Raw genomic sequence first — 4554 nt, 5'->3', positions numbered from 1 at the left:
TCGTTCATGGCGGACTGGACATCGTTCATCTTGACAGACAGCTCATGTGATTTATCGCCAACATTCTGTGTCTTTTCACTGACACCAGTAACATCCTCGGAAGCCTTCTGTGCGTTACTTGCGACATCCTGTACGCTCTGGTTCATGTCGTTCATTGCACGTGATACTTCCTGTATCTTTGTAGACTGGTTCTGTGCACCGTTTGAGATTTCTGTTACTGTGTCTGCTATCTGGTTGGATGTGGATGTCATCTGTTCAGACGAGGCAGACAACTCCTGTGCCTTTGATGCTGTATTATCGGCAGCCAAAGTTATCTTATTCACCAGATCTGCAAGATTACTGGACATTTTATCAAAGGATTGGGCTAAACTGCCTATTTCGTCATTGTTCTGGGTCAAACTGTCATCGATTTTTGCAGTAAGGTCACCATTTGATATTTTATCAGCTACACCCTCAATTTTTTCAATTGGGTTTGCTATTGAACGTGCAATAAGAAATGCAACTCCTCCAAGAATTGCTATGGATGCGGCAAAAATCAGGATAATTTCATTTTTCACTGCTATTGCGCCTGATAGCATTTCATCTTCTGGTGCCGAAACAACTACTGCAAAATTACCGGTTTCTACAGGTCTATAGAATAGTGTTGAACGTTCATCATTAGTTGGGTCTACAGTTTTTATCCTGTCTTCATTACCGTTCTTGATGTCTTTTGCCATCTGGTCAAAACCATCAGCATCAATGTTTTTAATGTTCTTTTTACCAATCCAATTTTTGTTTTCAGGATGAGTCATGACGACTCCTTCCTGACTGACCAGAAATGCATAACCAGAATCAAAGACCTGTATATCGCTTATCATACCGTCAAGATAATTTAGTGATACATCTGCACCAGTTATGCCTACAAAATCACCATTTTTCATAATGGGCGATGCAAAACTAACCATTAATTTACCGTTATACATCAATGGTTCAGAAACAAATGTTGATTCAGTGTTTTTTGGTACAGTATACCAGTTAGATGAGTCGATATTTTGTAGTGGTTCAACTGAAACAGACCCTCCAAATCGATTCCAATAAGGTGCAAACCTGCCATTATCTGTAGTACCTTTTGCATCGAGATTTCCATTCTTATCAAAAGCATTGTTCTCATATGCTACATAAGTACCTAAAAGTTTGGAATTATCAGTTAGAGTATTTTCAAGCATATTGTTAACTTCTTCTCTGTTTTCTGATTCGTATTCAGAAAGAACGTTTGAGAATTGTTTGCTGGTTGTTAAATATTCTTTCATATCAGCATTAACGTCATTTGCTTGATTAGATGCCATTTTACTAGCTTCTTGGTATGCCATATGTTCTTGCTGTGAATATACTTCTGAAACTATAAATGCTCCAGATGCAACCAATACTAAAAGCAGTGGAAGTATTATATACACTGTTCCTTTAAATTTCAATGATTTGTCATTCAATCCCATGTTATACCTCATTTTTAGGTTTGAAACTTCAAACAGACATTGTTAAAAAAAAGCAGCATCCAATGAAATAGATTGTGCTGCTGATTCCTTTTTCTGCTATTTCTTATCATTCTCATAATGATGATTATAATTTACACTTTTCAACGTATAAATTATAATTAGATATATATTTTTTGATTTAGCCATAAAAATTAATATAGTCAGGCTAACTTTTTTAAAAAAATAATAAAAAGGGATGCTTACAGTAATATACTATTAGAAAAGACCAATGTTTTCTTTTTTGATTACATGGTCGTAGTTTTTGTAGCCGAGAATATCTGCAATCATGTCTGTATGTTTGCCTTTAATCTGTTTTAGTTCATCTGATGTATAGTCTGTTATGCCCTTTGCGAATACTTCTCCATTGCATTTAAGTTCTACAATATCTCCTCTATCAAATTCTCCTGTAACATCTACAACTCCTGAAGGCAGTAGACTCATGTGATTTTTAATCGCTTCCTTTGCACCAGAATCAATATCAACCGTTCCTGAGGATTTAGCCAGAATTATCCATCTAATCCTGTTTTTATGTACATCCTGGTTGGCAAGAAACAATGTTCCAATCTCTTCACCATTAAATACTTTTGATACAACATAATCGATACTGCTATTTACAATAACCATATAGCAGCCGGACATACTGCAGATTTTAGCGGCTTCAATTTTGGTCCGCATGCCGCCTACACCCTTCAAACTGGTAGGGTCTCCTCCATAACTTTCAATTTCAGGTGTAATCGCTTCCACAGTTTTCATCAATCTGGCGTTATGATTTCTTTTCGGATTTTTATCATACAAGCCTTCGATATCTGAAAGCATAATCAATAAATCGGCTTCCATTTTACTGGAAACCATAGCAGACAATTTGTCGTTGTCTCCAAAGGTAGCCTCAATTTCATGTACAGAAGTGCTGTCATTTTCGTTGATAATGGGTATAACACCATAATTCAGCAATGTAGAGATGCTGTTTCTCAAGTTCAGATATGTAAGGCGGTTAGAAAAGGATTCATAGGTTATTAAAATCTGGGCAACATTCAGATTGTATTTTTGAAAAGCTTTTATCCACTCTTGCATAAGGACACTCTGTCCCACTGCAGCAGCAGCCTGGCGAACAGGGATTTCCCGCGGTCTGGAACCAAGATGAAGTTGGCTTACACCTACACCTATAGATCCTGAACTAACAATTATAACCTCTTTTCCCATATTGTGTAGTTCAGAAACCTGGTAGCTAATTCTATCCATAAGGTCATGGTTTAGCGTACCGTCATCATTACTAATAGATGATGTACCAATCTTAACTACAACCTTCTCAACATCACTGAATAATTTTTTTCTGTTAACCAACAAGCATCCCCTTCTACAAAATCATTTAAGGTTATAGGACATTGCGATACTTTTTGTCCAGATTATTATGGGTAAATTTTCTGGCATTTTGTCCTGTATAATCATCTACTTTTTCTCCGTTTCCAATAAGGATATACTTATAGATAACAAGTCCTTCCATGCCTACCGGACCGCGGGCATGTATTTTATTGGTGCTTATTCCTACTTCTGCACCTTTTCCATACCTGAATCCATCAGCAAACCGTGTTGATGCATTAATCATTACGCTTGAAGAATCTACCAAACTTGAAAACAGTTTTTTGTTTTCTTTATTATCTGTAATTATTACATCGGTATGATGAGAACCGTAATTGTTTATATGGTCAACAGCATTATCGATTGAATCAACAACTTTTATAGAAAGTATAAGGTCGTTATATTCGGTTCTCCAGTCTTCTTCTGTTGCTCTGTATATTTCATTTATTGTATCCAGATTCTCCAGTATTTCATAGGATTCCTCATCACAGCAAAGCTTTACACCTGCTTTGTTATACATATCTGCTATATCAGGTAAAAAATCACCAGCAATGTCAGTGTGGACAAGTAATGTTTCAATGGCGTTGCATACTGCCGGGTACTGTACTTTTGAATCATAACAAACATTATATGCAGTATCAAGGTTGGCTTTTGAATCCACAAATGCATGACATATTCCGTCAGAGTGACCAAGCACAGGTATTCTTGTATTGTCCTGTATGAATTTTACAAAGGTATTAGAACCTCTGGGTATCAGAAGGTCGATGTACTGGTCTTGTTTGAGCACATCCATTACTTCTTCTCTGGTTTCCATAAGCTGGAAAGCGTCTTCAGGTACTGTTTCAGTGTGTTTTATAGAATCTGTTAATACATCAAAAATAGCTCTATTGGAATGTGATGCTTCACTTCCTCCTTTAAAGATTGTAGCATTTCCACTTTTAAGGCACAGTGACATTACCTGTGGAACAACATCAGGACGTGATTCAAATATAACACCGATAACACCTATCGGGCAACTTACCTGGTAAAGTTCGAGTCCCTCATCGAGTTCGATTGAGTTTAATGTATCGCCCACCGGGTCATTCAGTTGCATGACGTCCTTGATTCCTTCTATCATCCCATCGATTTTATTGTTGTCAACTTTTAATCTGTCAACAAGTGCTTTTGACAGTTTTCCTTCTTCCAGTAATTTTTTCGCATCTTCCTGATCTTTGGAATTTTCCTGAATTATGAAACTGCGATGGATATCAAGGGCTTCAGCCATTGCTTCAAGCGCCCTGTTTTTAGTACCTGTATCTATGCTGGCAAGTTTTACTGACGATTTTTTGACAGACCTCACTTTATTTTCAATTTCTGAGACCATAATTGATAATCTCCTGATGTAATTAATATGCTTGCTTGATTATTGAACTCTTTTTGTTTGTTCAAGAATATTCTTTGCTCATATACTTATCGATAATAAGATAAAATGAGAATATGTAGAACATTTTGTTAATATAGTTCTAGTGAACTACCACTTGGCTAAAGACCAAGTGGCTTCAGAAGGAGTTTACTCCGAAGAGTCTTACTCTTTAAATCAAAGATTTAAAGATATTTGTAAATTTTCAATTTACAAAGTCCTTCTTGGATGGTTCACACACCCATTATCGGTTATCCCTTTGAAAAAAAAGGAATCACCGACTACTTT

3 protein-coding genes are annotated in these 4554 nt (G+C 36.5%); all 3 read right to left on the bottom strand.

Features of this window, described 5'->3' with window-relative positions; all coding sequences use genetic code 11:
- On the bottom strand, nucleotides 1–1472 hold a 1472-nt coding region (locus QZ276_RS04080; protein WP_292485539.1), incomplete at its 3' end, for a methyl-accepting chemotaxis protein.
- A 255-nt stretch (nucleotides 1473–1727) separates the two neighbouring features.
- On the bottom strand, nucleotides 1728–2852 hold the full coding sequence (proB, locus tag QZ276_RS04075; protein WP_292485537.1) for a glutamate 5-kinase: 1125 nt from the start codon (nucleotides 2850–2852) through the stop codon (nucleotides 1728–1730).
- A gap of 31 nt (nucleotides 2853–2883) precedes the next feature.
- Complete coding sequence (locus QZ276_RS04070; protein WP_292485534.1) at nucleotides 2884–4230, bottom strand: glutamate-5-semialdehyde dehydrogenase; 1347 nt, start codon at nucleotides 4228–4230, stop codon at nucleotides 2884–2886.
- Nucleotides 4231–4554 lie beyond the last annotated feature (324 nt).

Source organism: Methanohalobium sp. (assembly GCF_018609725.1).
Classification (GTDB): domain Archaea; phylum Halobacteriota; class Methanosarcinia; order Methanosarcinales; family Methanosarcinaceae; genus Methanohalobium.
This window is presented reverse-complemented; position numbering and strand designations above follow the sequence as displayed.

Bases quoted from the DNA above. Each gene is read 5' to 3' on its own strand.
- QZ276_RS04070 (WP_292485534.1), bottom strand. From the start codon at position 4,230: ATGGTCTCAGAAATTGAAAATAAAGTGAGGTCTGTCAAAAAATCGTCA.